We start from the raw sequence: 2,903 nt of genomic DNA on the forward strand, positions 1-2,903 counted from the left end.
AGCCAGCTAAGCGCAAACATGCCCTTAAGCCCTTTAAAATTATTTTTAGTCTTCCGCAAGCCGGAGCGATTCTTTAGCAGGGATCGCTTTCTTTATTGAGTTAAACAATGAACGGTAGCGGCTGCTCTTTTTCTTTTGAACTTATAAGAATGCAGAAGTTGATTAATTTTCTCCCGAAAGAGAAGTTGGCTTAGCAGAATCAAGCATTGCCAGCGAAGTAGCACAATAAGAAAAAATCGTCCGATTGAACGGACGATTTTTTTATTTAACATTATGTCAGTTGGATTATATACAAATGTTAAGCCAGTTGCCTTTAAAGGGCAGCTTTCTTTATGGATTAATGTCGAATACTTCCCAATCAGGATGTTATGTCAACACGTTGTGCATACACCATACAAGCCAGTTCATTTTTTTACTACCTGCAGGAAGTATTTTTATGTTTGTAGAATTCTCAAGGGAAAATGCATATGTTATTCTATAGTTGCATTAAGGAAACTTTTTTTCTTTAAGGAAATAAGCTCGAATTTTCTTGCATATTTTTATATAGGAGGTATTTTATGTTTGTAGGATTCTTAAGAGAACATGCATTTGCTTCTAATTCATTACCTGTATTGTTTTGGGCGACTTCTTTTTATGTTTGTAAAATTCTTAAGAGAAAATGCTTATGCTTCCCCAACATGGAAGACTAATGGTTTTTGACCAAAAATGATCACTTCCTGATCCTGATGTTATGTCAACACGTTGTGCATGCTGCACACTCGTTCAGCGATAGAATAGATATGTTACTGAACGCATTTCTTCTTCAAYTAACTGAAAATCATCTTTCTTATTGTACTAACGGGGCAGGTTAGTTCAATAAGAAGTTGCAGTTTTGTTAGTAAAGAAAAAGAGGAGGAGAGGATGAAAATGGAACAAGTGAAAAAGTTTTTWCGCTCTCTCATCTATAAAAATTACGATGAATTTGCGAAAGTTTTGGGCTACAAAGATTGGAAAGTTGCTGAAGAAAACACGTTTTATGTTTGGCGTCTAGGAGAAGACGCAGGTTGGTATGCGACAGAACTCCCTAATAAAAAGTGGGCAGTTTGGAATGATGAAGGACAACCACCATATTCTATCAAAGTCTTTTTAACGTGGTCCGAATCAATTGAACAACTTCGAAAGTTATTTGAGGAAAAAGGATTACCAGAGGATTACTGGCTACCTGAAGGATTTGATGAGAATGAAAATATATTTATGAAGGAACCAGACAGAGACAAAAAGATGTAAATATAATGAGAATAACGTTATTCAACTAACGGGGCAGGTTAGTTCGATAAGAAAAGCGATAAAAATAGGTATAAGAGATATTGTTAATTTTAATTACGTTCCAGAGGGGGTTTCAAATGAATTCGATCAAAGAAAAATTAGACCTATTACATAATATGATAAAAGAAGTGAATGGGATAGTAGACTTTGATTGGTGTGTAAAATTGTTTTACCCTTATTATGAACACTTTAACGACGATAATTTGAGATATAGGGGGGGTTCCCTTATTGCTTTTTTGGGTCTTTTGATAGAGTGGGAAGACCGAAGTGGATTTCCATTCTATATAGGTATAGAAGGATACAACCGTCACTATTTTGATAAGTACCTCAAAGAGTTTCTAAAACATACTTCCAACATTAAAAAGCAATATCCAAACATTTATTTTGTTATTATTCAAACGCTAAATCATTTAGATAAAAGAGAGGATCTTGAAGGTAAATTTCCTAATATTCCAAGTGACCTATTTAGTACCATTAGAAAAGAATTATTGCAGATTGATGTTCAAAGAATAAACACTGAGATTTATCGAAATGCCTTTAGAGAAGCTGGTATGTCTTATTAAACTAACGGGGCAGGTTAGTTAAATTAGGATTAGGACTTTGCAATATAATGATATATATAAACTACGAAAGTGAGTGCGATTTATTATGAAATTCGTTTTTGACTTAGACGGAACAATTTGTTTTAAGGGGCAGCCAATATCCAAGAAGATTCTTCTTTCACTATCGAATTTAACTCAAGAGGGTCACGAAGTTATTTTTGCATCTGCGAGACCTATAAGGGATATGTTACCCGTGATAGATGAAGCTTTTCATCATTATACAATGATTGGAGGTAATGGCTCTCTTATCTCAAAAGAAGGAAAAGTAGTACTATCTACTGCATTCTCACCTAATGAAATTAACGAAGTAAAAAATCTTATTGAGCAACATAATGCCACTTTCTTAATAGATGGTGAATGGGACTATGCTTATACTGGTCCTGATACACACCCTATATTACAAAACTTAGACCCAGCTAGGTTAGCGAAATCGGTTAGTTTAGAGTCTCTTGATTCAATAGTCAAAGTGCTGTTGCTAACTGCAAATAATATGGAAGAATTAGCAGAAAAACTTTCAAGCCTTGACGTATACGTCAATAAGCATAGTAACGAGAATGTCCTTGATATTAGTCCAAGTGGGATAAATAAATGGAGTGCTTTGAAGGCGTTAGGAATTAAAGAAAAAACATATATTGCATTTGGAAACGATGCAAATGATATATCAATGTTTGAAAATGCATTACATACAGTTATGATTGGCAATCACGAACGATTATCTCCTCTTGCAAAAGAGACCATTCCACTAGATGAAGATTACGAACAGGAAATAGTGAATAAATTACATTCACTATCAATGGAGTATAGTCGAATACAAATTTAAGTAATGTCTATTCTTCTTCAACTAACGGGTGCTTTAGTTGAAGATTCGATTTCTGAAATAATCAATCTTTTTTATAAAAATGAATAGCAATAAACAGGTGAAACCTCGTATTTTCAAAATACGAGGTTTGTTTTTTACCTAGAAATTGATTATGCTCGCTAAATTTTAATTAAAAT

Annotated in this window: 3 protein-coding genes; all 3 read left to right on the top strand. The window is 33.8% G+C overall.

The window, feature by feature from the left end; translation table 11 throughout:
• The first annotated feature begins 900 nt into the window (after positions 1-900).
• The 3 genes from AC1DSB_RS17310 to AC1DSB_RS17320 all read left to right on the top strand — a co-directional run bounded on the left by AC1DSB_RS17310 (position 901) and on the right by AC1DSB_RS17320 (position 2,727).
• Entirely contained in the window at positions 901-1,266 is a 366-nt protein-coding gene (locus AC1DSB_RS17310; RefSeq protein ID WP_477587208.1) for a hypothetical protein, read from the top strand.
• Between the two features lie 116 nt (positions 1,267-1,382).
• Positions 1,383-1,868, top strand: coding sequence for a hypothetical protein (locus AC1DSB_RS17315; protein ID WP_477531432.1), 486 nt, complete (start codon positions 1,383-1,385; stop codon positions 1,866-1,868).
• An 85-nt stretch (positions 1,869-1,953) separates the two neighbouring features.
• Positions 1,954-2,727 (top strand): HAD-IIB family hydrolase, encoded by a 774-nt coding sequence (locus AC1DSB_RS17320; RefSeq protein WP_477531431.1) that lies wholly within the window; start codon positions 1,954-1,956, stop codon positions 2,725-2,727.
• Positions 2,728-2,903 lie beyond the last annotated feature (176 nt).

Source organism: Paenisporosarcina sp. P4_E4_2 (assembly GCF_056401595.1).